Genomic DNA, 22,813 nt, shown 5'->3' on the forward strand with positions numbered 1-22,813 from the left:
GAGCAGCACCGCGACGGTGTCGCCGCGTCCGGCTCCGTGTTCCCGGAGGGACCGGGCGAGCCGGTTGGCGCGCCGGTTGAGTTCGGCGTAGGTGAGGTGTTCTGCGCCGTACGTCACGGCGGGGGCGTCGGGGCTGCGGCGGGCCTGCCGCTCGACCAGCCGGTGCAGGCAGTCCGCGGCCGGCTCGGGGGCCACCGGCCGGGCGTACAGGGCGTCCCGCTCCTCCGTGGTGAGCAGTTCCAGGCGCGACAGCGGGCGGGCGGGGTCGGCCAGGGCGCTGCGCAGCAGGCGTACGTAGTGCTCGGCGAAGCGCTCCACGGTGGCGCGGTCGAAGAGGTCGGTGGCGTACTGGAGGGTGCCGAGCAGTCCGTCGGGCAGTTCGGTGACGGCGAGGCTGAGGTCGAACTTGGCGGTGCCGTTGTCCACGTCCACGACCCGCACCGACACGCCGTGCAGGGGCAGGGAGTCCAGCTGCTCGGGGTGCAGCTGGAAGAGGACGTCGAAGAGGGGGTTGCGGCCGGGGTCGCGGTCCGGGCGGAGTTCCTCGACCAGCCGGTCGAAGGGGAGGTCCTGGTGGTCGTAGGCGGCCAGGGCGGTGTCCCTGACCCGGGCCAGCAGGTTCTGGAAGGAGGGGTCGCCTGACAGGTCGGAGCGCAGGACGAGGGTGTTGACGAAGAAGCCGATGAGCGGCTCCAGTTCGACCCTGCTCCGGCCGGCGATGGGGGTGCCGACCGCGACGTCGGTCTGGCCGCTCCAGCGGGCCAGGAGTGCCTTGAAGCCGGCCAGCAGCACCATGAAGAGGGTGCCGCCTTGTTCCTGGCCGAGGGTGGTGAGCCGGTCGCGCAGGTCTGCGGGCAGCCGGAACGTGAGGGTGTCGCCGGCACCGGAGCGCACGCGGGGCCGGGGCCGGTCGGCCGGCAGTTCCAGCGGGGTGGTCCCGGCGAGCCTCTCGCGCCAGTGGGCCAGCTCGCCGGCGAAGCCGTCCGACTCCATCCGCCGCTGCTGCCAGTGGGCGAAGTCGGCGTACTGGATGGGGAGTTCCGGCAGCTCGGCGGTGGTGCCGCGGACCCGGGCCGCGTATCCGGCGGACAGCTCCCGCCACAGCACGGGCAGCGACCATCCGTCGCCGACGGTGTGGTGGAGCACCAGCACCAGCAGATGGGCGTCCTCGGCGGTGCGGACGAGCCGGGCCCGCAGCAGCGGCGCGTTCCGCAGTGCGAAGGGGGTGGCGGCGTCGGCCCGGGCGAGGTCGTGGGCCTGTGCCTCGGCGCGGTCCCGGGGCAGGCCGGAGAGGTCGGTGAACTCGGTGGTGAAGACGTCGCCGGGCTCGACGGTCTGGACCGGCTGTCCGTCGTCGACGGTGATCCGGGACCGCAGCACCTCGTGGCGGCGGACGACCATGGCGAGGGCGTCCGCGAGGGCCCGCGCGTCCAGCGGCCCGTCGAGCCGGAGCACGACGGGGATGTTGTAGTCGGGCCGTCCGGGCTGGAGCTGGTCGAGGAACCACAGCCGCCGCTGGGCGTACGACAGGGGTGCGGCGGTGCTCGCGGGGCGGCGGGGGATGGTGTCCTCGGCTGCGGCAGGGGCGGCGAGCGTGTCGACGGCGGCGGCGAAGGCCCGCAGGACGGGGTGTTCGAACAGCGTCCGCAGCGGGATCTCGGTGCCCAGGCGCCCGCCGAGCCGGGACACCGCGCGGGTGGCCCGCAGCGAGTGGCCGCCGAGGGCGAAGAAGTCGTCGTCGCGTCCGACCCTGTCGACGCCCAGCACCTCCGCCCACACGGCGGCGACGGACTTCTCGGTCGTCGTGGCCGGCGCGGTCCAGGTGTCCGGCGTTTCGTCCGGCGGCACCGGGAGCGCCGCCCGGTCGATCTTGCCGTTTGGGGTGAGGGGAAGCTCGGGCAGCATCACGAACGCGGTGGGCAGCATGTAGTCGGGCAGGGCGCCCGCGAGGGCGCGGCGCAGTTCCGCGGGCCGCGGAGCGGCTCCGGGCTCGGGGACGGCGTAGGCGACGAGGCGCCGCTGCCCCGGGGTGTCCTCGCGCAGTACCACCGCGGCCCGGTCGACGCCGGGGTAGCGCTCCAGCGCGGCCTCGACCTCGCCCGGTTCGATCCGGAAGCCGCGGACCTTCACCTGGGCGTCGGCCCGGCCGAGGTACTCGACGGTGCCGTCGGCGCGCCACCGTGCGAGGTCCCCGGTGCGGTACATCCGGGTACCGGGTGCGCCGAACGGGTCGGGGAGGAAGCGTTCGGCGGTGGCCGCGGGCCGGCCGAGGTAGCCGCGGGCCAGGCCGCTGCCGCCGATGAACAGCTCCCCCGGGACTCCCACCGGGGCCTGGCGCAGCCCGTCGTCGAGGACGTACAGCCGGGTGTTGTCCAGCGGGCCGCCGATCGGTATCCGGTGCTCGCCCGGGGCGGCCCGGTGGCGGGTGGCGAAGGTGGTGGTCTCGGTGGGGCCGTAGGCGTTGGTGAACACCGTGCCGGGCGCGGCGTCCAGGGCCCGCCGGAAGGCGGTGGCCGACGCGGCCTCGCCGCCGGTCCACACCTCGCGCACGTCGGCCAGGATCTCCGGGCACTCCTCGGCCGCCAGGTTGAACAGCGCGGTGGTGAGGAACAGGGCGGTCACACCGTGTCCGGTGACGAGGCGTCGCAGGGTCGTCATGTCCAGCCGGCCGGGCGGGGCCATCACCACCCGGCCGCCGGAGAGCAGCGGCACCCACAGCTCGTAGGTGGAGGCGTCGAAGGAGTGCGGTGAGTGCGCGAGCACCCGCTCGTGCGCGTCGCCCCAGCAGTGGTCGAGGGCGAGGGCGGCGACGTTGCGGTGGGTGGCGACGATGCCCTTGGGCTCACCGGTCGAGCCGGAGGTGTACATGACGTAGGCGGCCTGGTCAGGGCTGCGCGGGGGCCGGGGCTCGGCGCCCGTGCTCTCCGGGGCGTCCTCGGTGGCGTCCAGCACCGGTACGGCGGCGGCGGTGACGGCGGGGTGGGTCAGCGTGCCCGGGTCGGCGAGCAGGAGGACGGCCCCGGACCGCTCCAGCATCCGGCACGAGCGCTCCGGCGGATACCGGTCGTCCAGCGGCACGTAGCAGCCGCCCGCCTTCAGGACCGCGAGGACAGCCGTCACCAGGTCGGCGGAACGCTCCATCAGCAGGCCAACGGGGCTCTCCGGGCCGACTCCGGCCGCCGTGAGCCGGCGGGCCAGCCGATCGGCGCGCGTGTCGAGTTCGGCGTAGGTGAGGGTGGTGTCCCCGCTGACGACGGCCACGGCGTCAGGAGTCCGCCCGGCCTGGCGGGCGAAGAGTTCGGGGAGGGTCGCCGCGGGCAGTTCCCGCTCCGCGCCCTGCAGGCGCTCCAGCTCCAGCCGTTCGCCGGGGCCGAGCAGGTCGAGTTCGCCGAGCGGCCGGTCGGGGTCCTCGGTGGCGCTCTCCAGCAGACGTCGGTACTGGGCGACCAGGCGCAGCGCGGTGGCGCGGTCGAACAGGTCGGTGTCGAAGACGAGCGTGCCCGCGCAGTGGTCCGGGCTTTCGGCGACGAACATGCTCAGGTCGAACTGGGCCCCGCCGAAGTCGGCCCCGACCCGCTCCACACGGACGCCGGGCAGGGTGAAGGCCGCGGTCTCGTCCTCGGCGGCGGCGAACATGACCTGGACGAGCGGGTTGCGGTCGAGGACCCGCTCCGGGCGCAGCCGGCGCACCACCCGGTCGAAGGGGACCTCCTGGTGGTCGTAGGCGTCGACCGTGACCTGGCGCACCCGCTCCAGCAGGGCGCGGAAGGACAGGCCGGCGGGAATGCCGGTGCGCAGCACCACGGTGTTGGCGAAGAAACCGATGAGCGGCTCCAGCTCCATCCGGTCACGGCCGGCCACCGGGGTGCCGACGGCCACGTCGGTGTCGCCGCTCCAGCGGGCCAGCAGTGCCTTGAAGCCGGCCACCAGCGCCATGAAGACGGTGGCGTCCCCGGCGCGGGCCAGGTTCCGCAGCCGGTCGGTGAGTTCGGAGGTCAGGGTGAACTCCACCGTCTGTCCCCGGCCGCTGCGGGTGGCCGGACGCGGCCGGTCGGTGGGCAGCGCCGACTGGCCGAGGCCGCTCAGCCGCTCCTCCCAGTACCGCAGGGAGCCGTCCAGCTCGCCGCGTTCGAGGCGCCCGCGCTGCCAGTGGGCCCAGTCCCGGTAGGCGGTCGGCAGGGCGGGCAGTCGCTGCCCGGCCGCGGTGGAGGGTTCGCCGCAGGCGACCGCCAGTTCCTTCCAGAACAGGGTCATCGACCAGCCGTCGGTGGCGATGTGATGGGTCGCCAGCAGGAAGAGGTGGTCGTCGTCGGCGAGCCGGACGAGCAGTGCCCGCACCAGCGGGCCGGCCGCCAGGTCGAAGGGCCTGCGGGCCTCGGCCACGGCCAGTTCGAGGGCCTGCCGTTCCCGGTCGGCGGTGTCCCGGATGCCGGTGAGGTCCCGTACCGGCAGCGGTGTGTCGCCGGGCGGCAGGACCACGGGGCGGGGCGCGCCGTCGTGCTCCTCGAAAACCGTGCGCAGCGGCTCGTGGCGCCGGACGACGGCCGTCAGGGCGTGCCGGAGCCGGCCGGTGTCCAGCGGGCCGCGCAGCCGCAGCAGTTCGGGCACGACATAGCCGGCCGTGTCGCCGTGGATGCGGTCGGTCAGCCAGAGCCGCTCCTGTGCGAAGGAGGCGACGGGCGCGTCCGTGGCCGGGGGAATGGCCGGCGCCGGGCCCGTGGTGCGGTGGTCGCGGGCGGCTCGGACCCGGCGCAGCAGCAGGTCGCGGGCCGCCGCGAGCCGTCCGTCCGCGGTCGAGCCGGTCGGCCTGTTGTCCTGGATGGTCACGCGGTGCCTCCCTGGTGGATGTGCGGGCGCTCGCTGCCGGCCTCGACGAGTTCCGCCAGCAGGGCCTCTTCCACGGCCTCGGCCAGTCCGGCGACGGTGGGGTGGTCGAAGAGGGTGTGCAGGGGCAGTTCCAGTCCCAGGGCGTGGCGGAGTCTGGCCATCACGCGGGTGGCGCCGAGCGAGTGGCCGCCCAGGTCGAAGAAGCTGTCGTGGCGTCCGATCGCGGCAACGCCCAGGACGTCGGCCCAGAGTTCGGCGACGAGTTCCTCCGTCTCGGTGGCGGGCGGCGCGTACCGGTCGGCCGGCGCCGCGGGGGCGGGCAGGGCCCGGCGGTCGAGCTTGCCGTTGGGGGTGAGCGGCAGGTCGTCGACGACGACCACGGCCGGGACCATGTACTCGGGCAGGGTGCGGGCCAGGGCCGCGCGCAGGGCGTCCGGGTCGCACACGGCACCGGGCTCGGGTACGGCGTAGCCGACCAGCCTGCGCTCCCCCGGGCGGTCCTCCCGTACGACCACGGCGCTGCGGGCCACGCCGGGCACCCGGGCCAGGACGGTGTCGATCTCGCCGAGCTCGATGCGGAACCCGTGGATCTTGACCTGGTCGTCGGTGCGGCCCAGGTACTCCACCGTGCCGTCCGGACGCCACCGGGCGAGGTCGCCGGTCCGGTACATCCGGGCGCCCGGCGGGCCGAACGGGTCGGCGGTGAAGCGTTCCGCGGTGAGCGCGGGGCGGTTGAGGTAGCCGCGGGCCAGGCCCGCCCCGGCCAGGTACAGCTCGCCCGCGACACCCACCGGTACGGGTCGCAGCGCCGCGTCGAGCACGTACAGGCGGGTGTTCCAGATGGGCCGGCCGATGGGGACCGGACCCGGGCCGGGACGGCACTCCCAGTGGGTCACGTCGACGGCGGCCTCGGTGGGGCCGTACAGGTTGTGCAGCGGTACGCCGAGCAGTTCGTGGAACCGGCCGGCGACCTGCTCGGACAGCGCCTCGCCGCTGCACACCACCCGGCGCAGCGAGCGGCAGCCGGCCGCCGACGGCTCCTCGAGGAAGGCCGCGAGCATCGAGGGCACGAAGTGGACGGTGGTGATGCCCTGTTCCCGGATGGTGCGGGCCAGGTAGACGGGGTCCTTGTGCCCGTCCGGCCGGGCGACCACCAGTGTGGCGCCCTCCAGCAGCGGCCAGAAGAACTCCCAGACGGAGACGTCGAACCCGAAGGGTGTCTTCTGCAGCACCCGGTCGGTGTGGTCGAGCCGGTACTCGGCCTGCATCCAGGCCAGGCGGTTGACGATGGCGTCGTGCGACACCACGACGCCCTTGGGGCGGCCGGTGGAACCCGAGGTGTAGATGACGTAGGCCGGGCCGGCCCCGGTGGGACGGGACGGGGCGGCCGACGCCGTCCCGGGGTCGGCTTCGGCGGGGACGTGGGGGTCGTCGAGCAGCAGCCGGGGCACCGCCGGGTCGTCGGGCAGCGCGGCGGCCGTGGCGCCGGTGGTGATCAGCAGGGCGGGGGCGGCATCGCCGAGGATGTAGGCGACGCGGTCGGCCGGCAGACCGGGGTCCACGGGGAGGTAGGCGGCACCGGACTTCAGGACGGCCAGCAGCGCGACCACCATTTCGGTCGACCGGTGCAGGGCGACCGCCACGATCCGCTCCGGGCCGGCGCCCCTGGCCCGCAGGCGCGCGGCGAGCCGGTCGGCGCGGGCGTCGAGTTCCCCGTAGGTGAGGGTCTCTTCCCCGAAGACGGTGGCCGTGCGGTGCGGGACGCGGGCGGCCCGCCGCTCGAAGAGGTCCGCCAGGGTGCCCCCGGGAACGGGGTGGGCGGTGTCGTTCCACTCCCGCAGGACGCGGTGCCGCTCCTCGCCGGACAGCAGCTCGGCCTCACCGACGGGGAGCACCGGCCGTTCGGCCACGGCGGTGAGCAGGCGGCGCAGGGCGCCGGCCAGTCCGCGCGCGGCGGACGGGTCGAGAACGTCGGGCCGGTGGTCCAGGTTGAGTGTCAGACGCTCTCCGGGCAGGACGACGAGGTTGACGGTGTAGTGGGTGGCGTCCGTGCCGAGGACCCCGGCGAGCCGCAGCCCGGCGGCCGGGGCGCCGAGGGTCTCCTCGTCGACGGGGTAGTTCTCGAAGGCGACCGCCGTGTCGAAGAGGGTGCCGAGTCCGCTGTCGCGCTGGATCTCGGCGAGGCCGAGGTGCTGGTGGTCGAGGAGCGGGGCCTGTTCGTCCTGGAACCGTGCCAGGGCCTCGATCAGCGGCTCGTCCTCCCTGATCCGGAAACGCACCGGGAGGGTGTTGATCAGCAGTCCGACCATGTTCTCGATGCCGGGGAGGTCGGGGGTGCGTCCGGAGACCGTCCCGCCGAAGACCACGTCGTCGCGGCCGGTGAACCGGCCGAGCAGGATCGCCCAGCAGCCCTGGACGACACTGCCGAGGGTCACTCCGGCGGAGCGGGCGCGGGCGGCCAGGCGCGCTGTGAGGCCCGCGTCCAGTTCGACGGTGACGCGTTCGGGCAGGACGCCGACCCGGTTGAGCCCGGTGCCGCCGAGGAGGGTGGGCTCCTGAAGGCCGTCCAGTGCGCGCCGCCAGGCCGTTGCCGCGGCGGCGCGGTCCTGGCGGGCGTGCCAGGCCAGGTACGACCGGAAGGGCACGGCCGGCTCCGGCGTCCACTGCGTGTGCCCGGCGCGGGAGGCGTATCCGTCGAGGAGTTCCCTCAGCAGCACCGCGGCCGACCAGCCGTCCCAGAGGATGTGGTGATTGGTCAGCACCAGGCGGTGCTCCGTCTGGCCGAGCCGTACGAGGGTGAAGCGCACCAGGGGCGGCCGGGCGAGGTCGAAGCGGCGCAGCCGGTCCTCGGCCAGCAGCCGCTCCAGGGCCGCGCGCTGTGCGCCGGCTCCGAGCCCGGAGAGGTCCGTCGTCTCCAGGGGGGCGTCCGCCTCGGCGAGGACGATCTGGACGGGCTCGGTCAGGCCGTGGTCGGTGAAGCCCGCCCGCAGGGCGTCGTGGCGGCGCAGCAGGCCGCGCAGCGAGTCCCGCAGGGCCGGGAGGTCGAGCGGGCCCCGCAGGTCGAGGACGAGTTGCCCGGTGTACGCGTCGACGGTCTGTTCGTCGTAGGAGGCGTGGAAGAACAGTCCTTCCTGGAGCGGCGAGAGCGGCAGCACCTCGGTCAGCCCGGGGTGGGCGTCCGTGAGCCGGTCCAGTCGGGTCCGGTCGAGCCGTACGAGGGGGCAGTCGGCCGGGGTGAGCCGGTCAGGGCGTGTTCCGGAAGTCCCGTCCGGCTGGGGACGGACGACGCTGCTGTCGAAACACGCCCTCGCGCCGTCGCGGTGGGCCGCGAGCAGCCGCAGGGCCCGGCCCCAGTCCTCGGCGAGCGCGGCGGCCTCGGTCTCGGAGAGCAGCGCCTGGGGCCAGGCCCACACGGCGGTCAGTTCGGCGGGGCCGTTCTCCTCGCGTACCAGGACGTCGATCTGGAGGGCGTGTTCGGCCGGCATCCGCGGCGGGGTGTCGGCCCGCAGGGCACCGCTTCCGGGCGCGGGGTTCCACGGGCCGCCGCCGCCGGCGGGGAACCGGCCGAGGTAGTTGAACAGAATGGGCGGCTGCGGCAGTGCGGCGAGTTCGGCACCGGCGGCCGGGTGGAGGTGGCGCAGCAGCCCGTACCCGGCCCGGTCCGGAAGAGCCGCGAGCTCGTCCCGCACTCTCCGGGCCAGGCCGGCCAGCGCGGGGCCACCATTCCAGGCGGCGCCGAGGTCGAGTCCCCGCAGGTCGAGCCGGGCCGGGTACTGGGTGGTGAACCAGCCGACGGTACGGGAGACGTCGAACGCGCCGGTGGGGTCGGCGTCGCGGCCGTGGCCTTCCAGGTCGACCAGAAGGGAGGCGGGTGCCGGGCCGCCGGCGCGCTCCTGCCCGCGGTGGGCGGCCAGGGCGAGGGCGGCGAGCATCAGCTCGCCGGGGCCGGTGTGCAGGGCCGCGGCGGCGTCGGCGAGCAGCGGCCGGACCACCTCGGCGGGCAGGTTCACGGTCAGGGTGCGGACGGTGGCCGCGGTGTCGCGTATGGGGTCGGGGACCCGGTCGGTCAGGGGCGCGGGCGATGCGGTGAGGAACGGGTCGGCGGGGGCGAGGACCTCGCGCCAGCGCGGCAGTGCCGCGGCGGTCGACGGCCGCCGGGCCAGTCCGGACAGGTGCTGGGCCCAGTCGGGGAAGGAGGTGTCGACCGGCTGGAGCCGGACCGGCTCGCCCGCGGACACCGCCGCCCAGGCTTCGGCGAGGTCCGCCAGCAGGACACGCCAGGAGACGCCGTCGACGACCAGGTGGTGCAGGCAGAGCAGGAGCCGGCCCGGCAGGTCGCGGCCGTGGTCGAACCAGACCGCCTGGAGCACCGTTCCCGCCGCCGGGTCCAGCCGTCCCGGGGCGGCCTCGGTCTCCCGGGCGACGGCCTTGCCGCGGACCTCTTCGTCGAGGCCGGCCAGGTCGACGCGGGTGAGGTGGGCCGCCGCCCGCAGGCTCGGCCGGATCAGGCAGACGGGGCGGGTGCCCGGCGCCGGCTCGGTGCGCAGGCGCAGCATGTCGTGATGGTCGACCAGTGCCTGGAGCACGGCCGCCAGTCGCTCCTGGTCGGCGTCGGCGGGGGTCTGTACCAGCACCGACTGGCTGAACCGGCCGACGGGGGCGGGGGTGTCCAGGAGCCAGCGCATCACCGGCGTGAGCGGGACTTCGGCGGCGGTGGAGGGGGTCGCAGCCGCGGCGGCAGAACCGGCCGCGTCGTCGGCGGGGGCCGGCCCGGCGGTCTCGCGGGCCAGCGCCGCGGGTGTGCGGTGGGTGAAGACGTCGCGCAGGGTCATCGTCAGGCCTGCCGCCCGGGCCCGGCTCACCAGGGTCAGCGCGGTGATGCTGTCGCCGCCGAGTTCGAAGAACGCCTGGTCGGGCCCGACGGACTCGCGGCCCAGCACCTGCGCGAACAGGGCGCACAGCGTCTCCTCGGCCGCGGAGCGCGGTGCCGGGGCCCGCACGGTGTCCGGGCCGGGCACCGTGGCGTCGGCGAGGGCCCTGCGGTCCAGCTTCCCGCTGGTCGTCAGCGGCATGCTCGCCCGGACCTCGTAGGTGTGCGGGACCATGTAGCGGGGCAGTGCTTCGGCGAGGTGGGCCCGCAGGACGTCGGGCACGGGTTCGCAGCCGGGACCGCCGACCACGTGGGCGACGAGCCGCTTTCCTCCGGCCGGTGTCTCCCGGGCCAGGACGGCGGCCTGCGCGACGGACGGATGCCGGAGCAACTCGGCCTCGATCTCGCCCAGTTCGATCCGGTGTCCGTTGATCTTCACCTGCTGGTCAATGCGGCCCAGGAACTCCAGTTCCCCCTGCTCGTTCCAGCGGACCAGGTCGCCGGTGCGGTACATCCGGGCTCCGGGGACGCCGGACCACGGGTCGGCGACGAACCGGTCCGCCGTCAGGCCGGGCCGGCCGAGGTAGCCGCGCGCCAGTCCGGCGCCGGACACGCACAGTTCGCCTGGGGCACCGGGCGGCACCAGACGCAGTTGGGCGTCGACGACGTACAGCCGGTGATTGACGGTGGGCCGCCCGATCGGCGGGGCCGTGCCGCCGCCCGAGGGGGCGGTGCAGCGGTGCATGGTGACCACGACCGTGGTCTCGGTGGGACCGTAGGTGTTCCAGACCTCGCGCCCGGGGGCGGCCCAGCGGTCGACGGCGTCACCGGAGGGGGCGTCGCCGCCGGTGGACACGAAGGTGAGTGCGGGCAGCGCCGTGGGGTCGAGCAGCGGCATCAGAGCGGTGGGCAGGTCCGCGATGGTGACCGCCTGATCGGCCATCAGGGCCTGGAGCCGGTCGATGTCCAGCCGCTCCTCCTCGGTGGCCAGCACCAGCGTGCCCCCGCTGAGCAGCGCGCCGAAGATCTCCAGGACCGAGACGTCGAAGGTGAGAGCGGCGAAGCCGAGGAAGCGTGCGCCTGGGCCGACCCGGCAGGCGGCGAGGTTCTGGAGGGTGAAGCCGACGGCGGATCCGTGGCTGACGACCACGCCCTTGGGCTGTCCGGTGCTGCCCGAGGTGTAGAGGATGTAGGCGGCGTTGTCGGGTCGGGCTGCGGGCGGGGCCGGTTCGGCGGGCGGCTCCCGGTCCGCCGGCCCGGCGTCGGCCGGCGGCTCGACCGGGACCAGCCGGCGTACGGCTGCGGGCAGCCGCTCGGCCAGTCCGGGCCGGCCGACCACGGTGTCGATTCCGGCGTCGTGGACGATGTACTCCAGGCGGCGCGCGGGCAGTCCGGGGTCGAGGGGGACGTAGCAGCCGCCCGCCTTGAGGACCGCGAGCACTGCGGTGACCATGGCGAGGGAACGGTCGACGCAGACGCCGACCGGCCGGTCGGGGTCGATGTGCGGGCGTAGCCGCCGGGCGGTCTCGTCGGAGCGTGCCGCCAGTTCGCGGTAGGTGACCTGTTCACCTGCGCAGACGACCGCCACGGCGTCCGGGGTGCGCCGGGCCTGTTCCTCGAAGAGCTGGTGCAGGCAGCGCCCTTCGGGCACGGGTGCGGTGCCGCCGTCGCCGTACTCCAGCAGCAGCCGGAGATCGGCCGGGGAGAGGATGTCGACGTCACCGACCGCCGTGTCCTCACCGGCAAGGGCGACACGGCTGATGAAGTCGACGACGCGGCTTTGGTGGACGGCGAGTTCGCCGGGGTCGCAGCGGGCGGCGTCCACCTCGAACTGGAGGCAGACGACGCCGTCGCCACGCTCGTAGACGTTGAGGGAGAGGTAGTCGACCGGGCCGACGGCGAGGTTGTGGGCGGTGGCGGCGAGTCCCGCGAAGGTCACGTCGTAGTCGAAGGCCATGATGTTGACGGCCGCGTCCCACAAACGGCTGCCGGTGCCGCCGAGGGCCAGGTCCCGCTTGAGGTCGTCGACCGGGTACCGCTGGTGCCGCAGCCCCTCCCGCACCGCCCGGGAGGCCTGCCGTACGAGGTCGTCGAACCGGGTGGCGGAGGTGACCGCGAGCCGCAGCGGCAGGATGTTGGAGAACGCTCCGCAGGTGCCGCGCGCCGCCGGGGTGGTGCGGCCGGTCACCGGCATGCCGAGGACCACGTCCTCGGCTCCGGAGGTCCGGTGCAGATAGGCGGCCGCGGCGGCCAGTACGACGACTGTCCAGCGGGTGCCGGCGCGCCGGGCTGCGCTCCGCAGCGCCGCCGCCGTCTCCGGCGCGAGGTCGGTCCGGCGGCGCAGCACCCGGCCGGTGGGTGCCACGCCGGTCCGGCCGCCGAACGCGACGGTGTCCGGCGGGTTCGTCATCCGCTCCAGCCAGTAGGCCCGGTCCTGTGCGTGCTGCTCCGACTCGCGGTGGGCGAGGTCCTCCTCCACGACCTGCCGCAGCGGCGCGGCCGTGGCCGGGGCGAGCGGGGTGCCGGCCACCAGCGCGGTGTACGCCTCGGCGACCCGGCGGTTCATCCGCGCGCCGGCCATCCCGTCGGCGACGATGTGGTGCACGGCGTGGAACCAGAAGTACCGCTCGGGTCCGGCGCGGAAGAGCAGGTAGCGGCTCAGGGGGCCCCGGGCCAGGTCCGTGGGCCGGGCGAGTTCCGCCCGCATGCGCTCCTCCGCCGCGGCCCTGGGATCCGGGTGGCCGCTGAGGTCGACCGTCTCCAGGTGGAGGGGCGGTGGCTCGCAGGGCACCTGCCAGGCCCGGCCGTCCTCCTCCTCGAAGCGCACATGCAGGAAATCGGTCTCGGCGACCATGGCGCGCAGGGCTTCCTGGAAAAGGCCGGGATCGACCGCGCCGTGTATCTCCAGGTATTCGGCGATGTGGTAGTCGCAGCTCTCGGGATTGAGTTGCTGGGCAACCCATATGCCGGCCTGCGGTGCCGTCAGGGGAAGACGAACGCGCTCCTCAGCGGACATCCGGTGGTCTCATCTCACTCGGCGGAACGACGGGCGACGTCGCGGTCGGCGTCCACTATGCGAATCGGAAAAGCTTCCGGAAAGTCACGGGAATGAGGCTCTTGACCGGCAAGGGAGGCCCGCCGCGGAACAACGGCCGTCGAATTCCGGTCCCGTGGATCGGCGGCTTTCGGCACGCGTTCCTTCGGGCGACGCTTCCGACTGCTGAGGTTTGAACCGGTGCCGGTGTCCGCGTTGGTCGACAAGACCCGGCGCGGAAGGCACTCGACGGTCTTTCCGCCACCGCCCGGAAGGAGGAGCCCTGCTGGACACCCAGCGCGTCCGGGACGTTACCGAGAGTCCCGGGAGTATCGCGCAGCACATCCGGGCAGCCCGCATCGGCAGGAGGGCCCGCTCTTCGAGGGCTGGGCCTGATCCTCGCCGCAGGCGGAGAACTCGACGAGGACCACGACCGTCAGGTCGGGGCCCTCGCATCCGTATCGTTACGGCGAGTGGGTCGTTCACGAAATCCCCTGACAAGGCACAGCATGCCTAAATGCTCACGAACATCCCGTCGGACGCAAGATCAATCCCCGACAATATGCAGACGCATGGATTAGCGTCGCGGTGATCCCGCGCACTGCGCCCCCTGACCTGGGAGCTTCGCGACCGCGAAGGCAAGTATGGTCGCCCTTCGACGCCGTCTTCGAAGTCGAAAGATCACCGCAGCCCCCTGTTGTGCTTCGTGAGAGATGGTCGCCGCGGGGGTCTCGTCCATAGGGCGCGAAGTGGGCGGGGTGGTGTCCCGCGTTTTCGGCCCGCGCTCTCAGCGAGCACGTAGCACCTGCAGCAGTTCGACCACCCAGTCTGGATTCGAGGTCGACGTGGGCGGCAGGATTGCGCGCCAGAAGTCCGGGCCAGGCCGAACCCCGTCGCGCTGGCCTCGTAGGACACGGCCACCAGGCCCGGCAGCCGCTCCAGCCAGCACCCCACCGCCGCGGTGTCGGGGACCAGGTGTTCGGCGAAGACCTCGCCGGTGAGGCCGTCCAGGGCCCAGGCCACGGTCGATCGGGCGTGGACGTCCAGCCCGACCGCAGTACCCGCGATTACGGCACTACCGCTCACGGTCCTCCGCGGCGGCAACCCGCGGCAATTTGCGTGCGAGGCCCCGGTCTTTCGTTCCCGGTCCCCACGGCCTTCTCGCCGGGCCCGCCCGGCAGCTGCCGATCACTCCCGGTTCAAACTGGCGGTGTCAAGGCTCGCGAAGCGACCGCGCAGCGGCCCGGCCTTGACACCACCCGCGAAACCGGGAACCTACCCGGTCGGGCAGGCCCGGCACCGCAAGTACCGCACTTCATACGGCCTAACATGACGCTGGCACGGCCCCCTTCGAGGGGACAGGCGCGCTTCAAGGGGGGCGATTGGCGAGCAAAAACAGGCACGACTGGAGTCCTGCCGCTCGGGACCAGCTGCGCGGTTCCGAACCGCCGTGCGACAACCCCTCGCCCCCGCATGCGAAGGCAGTCGCTGCCTGCCGAGCGACCCTGGCAGAGGTTCACCGGCTGTCTCGGCACGGGGCCTCGACAGAGAAGACGACTAGGCAGTTTGTCGACTTCCTTACGTCGGCGGAGGTCACCGACGCACCGCCAGCCAGCACACCGATGAGGATCGTCCTGATGGGGCGGACGATGGCCGGCAAGAGTACCCTCCTTGCGGCGCTCACCGGCGGGTCTGCAGAGCGGATTGGGGACGGCCGGCCGCGGTACTCGCGCGACGTCTTCGCGGCCCCGGCGGTGCACCTGCACGACGTTGAGATCGTCGACACTCCCGGAGTAGGTGCCAGGGACGGTGCCGATGACGTCGCCCAAGCGATGGCTGAGGTCCCCGGTGCCGACCTCGTGCTGTGGGTCGCGAGCAACGATTCCTTCCAGGAGGAGACTGCACAGGAGCTACGTGCGGTGGCATTGCGCGGTAAGCCTGTCGTTGTGGCATTGAACTGCCGCGAACCACTCGTGGACGATCTGGACCGCGAGGAATTCCTGGAGGACCCGGATTCAGTCTTCGCCGAGCACGAGGGTCACTTCAAGATGATCCGTTCCCATCTATCCGCTGCCGCCGTACGCCCCGTCGCCGAGGTGATGCTCCACGCCGAGGCCGCCCGCCAGGCGCGGGCGGACGGCGACTACGGTGCCGACCTTTGGGAAGCGAGCCGCCTTAGCGCCCTGCTCGCCGTCCTGGAACAGGAAAGCCGCAAGCGCCGCACCGCCCGGCGGGTTCTGCGCGAGGCCGACAAGGTTCGCTCGCAGGCACAGGCGTTGAGCGGAGCTCTCGCCGCTGTGGAGCGGAAGACCCGAGAGATCGTCGATGTCGGCCGGAGGATGCGCGAAGACCAGGAACGACGGACCATACGCCTGGTCGATGCCTGCATGCAGAGGATGGAGGACGACGTTATTCGCCTCGTTGGCCGACGCCAGGGGTGGCCCCAGAACGTCACTGACTTCGGCCCGCAGGTCGTCGAGCAATGGAACACGGAACAGGCCGCTCTGGTCGCCGAACTCGACGAGACGCTGGAAGCGCGGCTCAGCAACCTCGCGCGAGCGCTCGAGGAAGCGGCTGTCGCCGTTGAGCGCGAATGGACGACGGCTGTCCGCCCTCACCTGAAGGTCACCGGAATGCGTGACTTCAGGGGGCTGTGGAAGCGGGAAGCAGCCGGTGTTGCGGTTGGGGCAGGCGGAGCGCTCGCCTCCATGGCACTTGGCGCGTACGTGGGTTCTTTGGCAGGTCCGGCTGGCACAGTCGCCGGCGCCGTCGTCTTGGGCCTCGGTTCGCTCCTCGTCACTCCGGTGCGCAAGAAGGTCCAGTCACTTTTCACGAGCAGAGCGGAAATCTTGGAGGCGAACCGCGATCTGCTTCGGACCGAGATCAGCAAAGTCCTCAATGAGCTGGAGGCCCAGGTGCTGGCCGAGGTGTCTGGGACCATCGCGGGGGTTCTGGAGACACTCACCACTTCCCACGTGCGACGCGCAAAGGCCGAGGCCGCCGCGTTGGTCGTGGCCGACCTTCTGGCTTGTCAGCAGCAGGTGGTCGACTCCGCGGTCTCCACCCTCGACCACGAGACGGTCCGCTGCCTGCTGCGCGTAGACGGCCGACCTCGCCTAGCTGCGTCCGTTGGGAAGGTGACCCGGCTTCCCGGGGTCTGCATCTTGGTCGAGGTGCCTGATGAGGCCCTAGCAGAGGCATCGCTGTTCCCGCCGTCCTCGCCCGAATTCCTGGCCTTCGGGTGTACACCGTCACCTGACCTGCCGGGCGCGTCCGCGATGTCATACGTCCTCGGCCTCACCGAAGAGGTACCGGCCTCCATTCGCTGTCGCCCCGACGGCACCATCGTCACCACCAATGCTCCAGCGCCGAACCAGGTACTGGAAGCATGGTCCGCAACCCTGTCTGACCACCTGGGCACCCCGGTGAAGATCGTCCGACCAAACGCACCGAGGAGCGTGCCAGCATGAATGACCTTCTGTACCACTCCGCCCCAGCCGCGGCGCGCGACCTCTCGGAGCGGCTCGTCGAGCTGATCCGGAACCTTCAACCCGATGAGGCGTCGAGGCTCCAGCGGATGCTGGCAGAGGACGAACACCATCGTCCCCAGATGGTCCTCACCGGGCAGTACAGCAGCGGCAAGTCGACCTTGATCGAGGCACTCACGGACGGCAAGTATCAGGTCCCGAAGGGCTCGGCGGTCACGACGGACAGGGTCGAGGTCTTCAACTGGGACGGCATGGTCGACCTGGTCGACACCCCGGGCGTGCAGGCGGGCCGGCCGGAGCACGACGAACGCGCGGAGGAAGCCCTGCGCTCCGCAGATCTTGTGCTGTTCACCGTCACCGTTGACTTGTTCGACGACCGCTTGGTCGAACACCTGCGGCACGTCACCGAGGATCTGCGAAAGGCGCCGCAGTTGCTTGTGGTGCTCACCAAGTGCCGCAGCCTCCGCGCGGCCGAAGGAGTGCGGGAGGCCGAGGTCCGTGAAGCTCTCGGCAGCTTCGCCGACCAGGTGCCGTGGGTCGAGTGCGACGCCAAGACCTACCTGGATGGGCTAGAGGTGGACCCGCCGCGGGCCGCCCGCCGCATCGTGGCGTCCCGGATGGACGAGGTCAGGGACGCGATCAATCGGATCGCGCGGGCCCGCGGCGACTTGGCGCGATTCCGGGTGGCGCTCCAGCAGGTCGCCCTCGTCGCGGGCGAGGCACTCGCCGCGCTCACGGACGACCCCGACGAGGAAGCAGTCCTGACTGTCCTCGCACGCCAGCGGAGCGCGCTCACAACGCGCCGCGGGCTCTTGGACTCGGCTCTCGAACGGCAGGAAACCGAGTTCCGCACCGCGTGTATCCGGGCAGCCGAGCACCTCGCCGACACGGTGGAGTCGATCCAGGAGTCGCCGAACCGCGACTGGTCCAGGGCCGAAGCCGCCTCTGTGACTCTGAACGACGAGCTGAGCTCGGCGAACCAGAGGTTCGTGGACGGGGTACGCGCCGTCCTGGCCTCTCAGTTTGCCGACTTGACCTCCGAGGTGCGGGAAATAGAGGCGTCGCCGTACGCCCGCCAGTTGCTCGCCCTTGACGTCCAAAGAGACATCGAGACGCATGACATCCCGGTAGACCCAGGCCTGGTACGCCAGCCAGGTCGGAAACAACCCCGTGTCCCAGCCTGGGGTCCGAAGTCGACCGAGCATCTGAAGGCCTTCCAGAAAGCCTGGGGCGCAGGCGACGGCATCAAGAAGTCAGCAGGCAGCGCGGGACACAAGATCCTCTACAAGGCTGGAAAGCTCGTCGACATCAAGTTCAAGCCGTACCAGGCCGTGCGCTGGGCGGACAACATCGGAAAGGTTGCCAAGATCGGCGGCGCGGTACTGCCTGTTGCCCTTGAGGCGTATGCGGTCGTCAAAGAGGAGCGTCAGGAGGTGCGGGCTGCGAAGGAAAAGATGCGCCGCCAGAACGCCCTGGTCGGCCACGTCCTTGCGCAGTGCGATGACATCTCGAGGAAGACGCTTGTCCAGGTGAGCCTTGAACTCGACGGCGAGTTCGGCAAGGCGCTCCGCGCGATCGACGAGGTGAACCGGTCAGTTCGCGACGCTAGGGCCTTCCGTACCGACCTGGACCGCGAAATCAGCGCGATCCAGATCGAAGCCCAGTCAATGCTCGATCAACTCGGAGCGCCCGCGCTGGAGGCGTGAGAGTCGAAACGGGGCCTGATCACTGTTCCCGAACGGACGGCCGAGATCCTCGGCCGGCGCACACTCCGGACATTGCACCAGTCAGCTGGCTCAGACCCGAATCCTCAGGTGCTGCCTGCTGCCTGCTGCCTGCTGCTCTGTCTCGGTTTCGGCTGCGGGCTCGCCGTTGAGGAACTTGTGTACGTTCGGGGGCGGGACATCCTGGCGGGCCCCACCGGCCGGGCACTGGTCAAGGTGCACGGGCGCCGTCCGCGCGCTGTCGTATGCCGGTACGCCTACGAGGAACTGCTGCTGGCGGAAGCCGCCCACATCCCGGCAGACGCGTACGCCTTCCGGCCGGACTGGCAGGGCCACAGGCATTCGGCGATCGGCCTGCACCCCGGCCAGCGTGCACCACGGCACCGCCGACCTCCACCGCCAGCAGCGAGCGCTCATCCTCACCCAGGCGTACGCTGCGCATCCCAAACACTTCGGCCGTGGCCCGCGACCCCGGCAACTGCCCATGGCCGTGTGGATCAACGAACCCCGACCTGAGATAGAACCCCAGAAACAGACTCTATAGCCGCAAACTGCCTCAATTGACTTGACAGCTTCAGGCGTGATCAGCGAAGTGGTCCTCGCACCGGCATCTGCACCCACACGAACGCGACATGACAGCCCATCACAGGTCGATCTCACTCAACCCGCGACCTCGCAAAGTCCCTGCGCTCCGACTAGCCTTCCGAAGGTGTAGGGGACGCGGATCAGCAAGGCGACAGGAGGGGTACGTGGGGTTCTGGCACACCGGCTACATGGAGTTCCATGAGCCGACCGGATTCGAATCGGCCGGACCGCCAGCCCCGCCAAAGCCCCCTCGGTTTCCCTGCACTGAGTGTGGACTCGTCTTCTCGTCCGAGCGCGCCCGCCGAGCACACCGCTTCGACGGTCATGCGACCAAGCGGCCGATCCTCCTCTTCAGGGGACGAGAGTGCGGGCGCACGCGCTTGATGGTCACGAGCTCCAGCAGCTCAGCCGATTGGGTGACATCGGATGTCGAATCCATCACCGTCAACGGCCGCGAAACCTCCACATCTGAAGCCGCCGGCTTCCTCGCGTCGGTGAAGGTCGGCGTCCAGACAGTGGCCGTCTCCAATGGCCCGCTGGAACGGACGTTTGAGTTCGATTTCTGCCTTGCCGAGGAAGAGGACCTCTGCCTCGTCGACCAGGCCTTGGAGAAGCTCATCTCCAGCCGCGAGTTGAGTCTCAACGCAATCGACACCTTCATCATGCGTGCCGGCCGCGGGGTGACGGCCCGCCGTTACCGCGAAGGTGTGGCGGCATACCTCTACGGCGTGCTCGCGCGTGAAGCGGTCGAGGACCCCGGCCGGGTAGATGCGTCGGGCGCGCCGATCTACGAGCAGCGGTACAACAGTGCGGTCTCTCTGCTGTCGACCTTCGACCGCCCCGCAGCGGAGGCGATCTGCGGGTTGGTCGCGTTGCACTACAACCAGTTCGAACTTGCGGTGCGCAAGACCAACAGCCACCGTGTCTCCGATGTCGCGGCGCGGTTCCGATCCCTCCTCGCAGGCGGCGCATTCGTCACGACAAGCCTGGCCGACCGGTCGCACGGAAGCTTCGATCGGGCCTTGAGCGACTCCGTTACCGAGGACCTCCTGGACCTCGGTGCGACGGCTTTGGACGGGACACAGTCATCCATGGTCACCCAGCTACTGCCCTCGCTGGGCGAGCTCCGGCCCCAGGACCAATTCAAGGTCCGACTCATCGCGGCTGAGGCGCTGCTCGCTGTGGGAGACATCGATGGTGCATCAGGACACGGCGAGGCGCTCAGGCACTCCAAGGAGACCGGCGCCTGGTACGCAGGATTTCGGACCCGATTGCAAGAGGTAGGACGTTGAGCAACGAGACCATTCCAGAGCCCGGCGCGGAGTCGGGGCCGAGCGACCCCGCATCGGCTACCGCTAACGGCGATGGCACCGCCTCGGCCGCGCCTACTGACAATGCGTCAGCGGCACCCGCCGCGGAGAAGGGGACACAGCGGGCCAAGTCCAAGACGAAACCGAAGCCGATCATTACCTCGATCGAGGAGTTGCTGACGTTCGCCTACGAGTCGAACGCTCGACTGCTTGAGTTCTCGAAGGAAGACCTCAAGAAGCTGGCGATTACCGATGAGGGCATCGCGTCACAGAGCGCGCTGGTCGAGTCTCTCGCGCCGACAGACCCAACGTTGTCGGCCCCGTTCAAGCTGCTTCAGTACGCGGCGCGCCAAGGGGTCCCGCTCAAGCGCGCCGAGGACGGTGGCCTCGCACCGGCGTTGAACCGGCTCGTTGACCTCGCGGTAGTCGCACTGGGCCACAGCCCGGTGTTCGGAGGAAGGGTGGACCAGCTGGTCGAACCCCGCAAGGATCCGCAGCTCTCGATCGAACACGTGCGTGCCGCGGCTCAGCGGGTCGCCGACGAACTTGGAGCGGCCCCGAAGCAGTTCAAAGCCGCAGACAGTGAGCGCCTCGTCAGGCATGCGATCGCGTGCTACGGACTCCTCCGCTCGCTCCAACGTGATTGGACCCTGGATCAGTTCATCGATGCGTCGTACGACTCTCTCTGGAAGTACGAGGCCCCGGAGGCAGCAGGGCTGGAGCGAGCCGCCAGCCAGGTCGGGGCAAGCAGCGATCACAAGGTGCTCGGGATCGTCGGCGCGAACTACCTCGCCCGGATCGCCCGCTTGGAACGGCAGGTCACACATCTCGAGAGTGAGGCTGCCGCTGCTCGGAATCGCGAGACTCGGCTCCGCAATGAGCTTTCCACCGTCGAGGAGCGTGAGCAATCTGCGCTGGCTCGCGCCGACGCGTTCTCTGCCGACGTGGTGCGACTGCAGAAGGAACTCGCGGCTGAGCGCGATAACAGAGTGGTCGACAAGAGCCATATGGCGGACGACTACGAAACGCTGCGAACGCGCATCATCCGGCGTCTCGGGGGTGAGATCGATCTGCTTACCGATGGTCTGCACGCACTCCGGAACGGTGCGCCCGACGTCGCGGAGGAGTTCCTCGACCGTTCTTTGCTTGCCCTCACGCGTGAGGTCGAGCAGCTGAAGGACGCGGCTGGAGGCTTCGCGTGATCGTCGGGTTCGACTTCGGAACGACCAACAGCCTTGTTTCGGTGGTAGTTGGTGACCGCGTGATCGACGTGATGGACGTCGAGACTGGCCGGCCACATCCCTCGATCGTCCGGTACGAGGGCGAGCAGGTAGTCGTCGGCCGCGATGCCAAGGACGCGTTGGGTGCCGCGGGCATTGGTGTGCACGGCAACACGGTGAAATCGCCGAAGTTCCTCCTCGGCGAGGAGGCGATCGCCGTCGGAGGCGTCGACCGGAGCCCGGTGGACATCGTTGCGGACGTTGTGCGGCACGTCCGATCGGAGTCCCTGCGCAGTCCGCAGCGGAAGGTGCTCGGCAGCCTCGACAACGCTGTGGTCACGATCCCCGTGACCATGAATGGGCACCGCCGCGCGGCGCTGCGAGAGGCGTTCGCCGGGGCCGGGATGCGTATAGCCCAATTCGTCCACGAGCCGCTCGCCGCCCTGTACGGGTTCATCCGGGGAGCAACCGACCCAGAAGAGATGGCACGGCGGCTTGCACGACGAAACGTCCTGGTTGTCGACTGGGGCGGCGGAACGCTGGACCTGACTCTCTGCCGAGTCGACGAAGACCAGGTTCGACAACTTCGTAACGGTGGCTCAGCCCAGGTCGGCGGCGACGAGTTCGACAAGGTAATTCGCGACGAGGTCGTGAAGCGCGCTCGGGCTCGCGGAAGTGCCACTGACGACGACCTTGCGATCCCTGAGGCCGAGCTCCGGCTCCTCCAGGACGCGGAGCGCAACAAGATCGAGCTTTCGGCTGACCGTGTTGACGTGACGTTCTACCGGCCAAGTTACTTCCAATCAGGTGCCACGTTGCAGTACCGGCTCACTCGTCAGGAGCTGGAGGAGATCACGCGGCCGCTCGTGACGGCAGGTATTGATGAGATCGAGTCGCTGCTCGGCAGCTTGTCGATGGCGCCCGGGCAGGTCTCACTGGTCGTAGTGGTCGGTGGCATGGCGGCCATGCCCGCGATTCGGAGCCGACTGCACGAGTTGTTCGGTCCGGACCGAGTTGAGGTGCCGACGAACAGTGCCACGTTGATCTCACAAGGGGCTGCGTGGATCGCACATGACAGGCAGCGGCTCCGGCTGGCAAAGCCCATCGAACTCGAGCTCGCTCGTGGGTCGTTGATGCCGCTTCTCGCTGCGGGCACTGAAATGCCTCTCGGTGGAGACGTCAAGCACGAAACCCTCCACCTGTACTGCGCGGATCCGACGGACGGGAAGGCGAAATTTCCGATCGCTACTCCGACCGCGTTGTCATCACACCCGCAGGCGAGCGAGCGGCGAACGTCGCTGGGAATGATCACACTCGGCGTCGACGAGACCGCGCCGCCACTGCACGAGCGCCTCGAGCTGAAGGTCGTTCTCGACGACGACTTGGTGTTGTCGGTCGAGGCGTCATCAAGCCAGAAGCACGATCGAGTCACGGCGTCGTACTACGACCTGGAGTTCGGTCTTGGCCTCCCGGCTTCGGCTATGCCCGGAGGTGCAGCCGCGGACCCAAAAGCACCTGAGGAGTCCATAGTCGTGCCACAGGCGGGACTGGTCGTCCGTGCGAATGTGGCGAGGGACAAGGACCAGGCGACCGTTCCCGGCGAAGTGCTGTATCGGCACAATTCAAGGGCCTTCACCCGGCATGTGCGCGACGGTGCGACAGAAGCCCAGTTGCGGGAACACCTGTACTACAAGCCGTGCGCCGCCTGCAAGCGCCAGTGGGGGCACCCGGAGTGTCGATGCGGAACGGCGTGAC

General features: G+C 70.9%; 7 protein-coding genes. 5 read left to right on the forward strand and 2 right to left on the reverse strand.

Features of this window, described 5'->3' with window-relative positions:
• Positions 1 to 4,827: non-ribosomal peptide synthetase (locus GUY61_RS09355; RefSeq protein WP_166629613.1), on the reverse strand; the 4,827-nt coding region annotated here is incomplete at its 3' end.
• Positions 4,824 to 12,713 carry a non-ribosomal peptide synthetase gene (locus GUY61_RS09360; protein WP_166629614.1) on the reverse strand — a complete coding sequence of 2,630 codons (7,890 nt, stop codon included), beginning with the start codon at positions 12,711 to 12,713 and terminating at the stop codon, positions 4,824 to 4,826. The genes GUY61_RS09355 and GUY61_RS09360, both read right to left, overlap by 4 nt.
• Before the next feature lie 1,640 nt (positions 12,714 to 14,353).
• On the opposite strand from GUY61_RS09360, the gene GUY61_RS09365 reads away from it, so the two are divergent.
• The 5 genes from GUY61_RS09365 to GUY61_RS09385 all read left to right on the forward strand — a co-directional run bounded on the left by GUY61_RS09365 (position 14,354) and on the right by GUY61_RS09385 (position 22,812).
• Entirely contained in the window at positions 14,354 to 16,201 is a 1,848-nt protein-coding gene (locus tag GUY61_RS09365) for a GTPase domain-containing protein (protein WP_166629615.1), read from the forward strand.
• On the forward strand, positions 16,198 to 17,925 hold the full coding sequence (locus GUY61_RS09370) for a GTPase domain-containing protein (protein ID WP_166629616.1): 1,728 nt from the start codon (positions 16,198 to 16,200) through the stop codon (positions 17,923 to 17,925). Before GUY61_RS09365 ends, GUY61_RS09370 begins: the two co-directional genes overlap by 4 nt.
• A 1,019-nt stretch (positions 17,926 to 18,944) precedes the next feature.
• Positions 18,945 to 19,820 (forward strand): hypothetical protein, encoded by an 876-nt coding sequence (locus tag GUY61_RS09375; RefSeq protein ID WP_166629617.1) that lies wholly within the window; start codon positions 18,945 to 18,947, stop codon positions 19,818 to 19,820.
• Positions 19,817 to 21,040 (forward strand): keratin, encoded by a 1,224-nt coding sequence (locus GUY61_RS09380; RefSeq protein ID WP_166629618.1) that lies wholly within the window; start codon positions 19,817 to 19,819, stop codon positions 21,038 to 21,040. The genes GUY61_RS09375 and GUY61_RS09380 overlap by 4 nt, the downstream gene beginning before the upstream one ends.
• Positions 21,037 to 22,812 (forward strand): Hsp70 family protein, encoded by a 1,776-nt coding sequence (locus tag GUY61_RS09385; RefSeq protein ID WP_166629619.1) that lies wholly within the window; start codon positions 21,037 to 21,039, stop codon positions 22,810 to 22,812. The genes GUY61_RS09380 and GUY61_RS09385 overlap by 4 nt, the downstream gene beginning before the upstream one ends.
• The last annotated feature ends 1 nt before the right edge of the window (position 22,813 follow it).

It is taken from the genome of Streptomyces sp. GC420 (assembly GCF_009916105.1).
Classification (GTDB): Bacteria; Actinomycetota; Actinomycetes; order Streptomycetales; family Streptomycetaceae; genus Streptomyces.